The organism is Oleiphilus sp. HI0132 (assembly GCF_001635845.1).
In genome coordinates this window covers 1-244 of record NZ_LWGJ01000616.1, presented here as the reverse complement: position 1 = coordinate 244, position 244 = coordinate 1, and the positions used below count along the sequence as shown (strand labels likewise).

At 48.4% G+C, this 244-nt stretch carries 1 protein-coding gene; it reads right to left on the bottom strand.

Going from position 1 to position 244, the window contains the following annotated elements; translation table 11 throughout:
- The coding region (locus A3766_RS07515) for a transglutaminase-like cysteine peptidase (RefSeq protein WP_197479414.1) at positions 1–244 on the bottom strand (244 nt) is incomplete at both ends.

Sequence of the window (244 nt, the reverse complement as noted above, 5' to 3'; positions counted from 1 at the left end):
GTCGGTACGTTGGCCTGCTGGTTTTATTTCATTAATCAGGTTGTCGAGAATGAGGGGTTCAGCGTCTGGAGTCGGGTAATAGGCGAGGACCATGTGAGCCTGGTTCAGCTCAAGCGCTTTGACGTAGGTGATTTTTATCATGTCATCAGGGATTCCCATTTCCCGAAGCGTAAAGTACTTTGCAATTGAGAAGTCCTCACAGTCGCCAGCATTGGTTGCCAAAAACTCTAATGGCGTTGCCCAA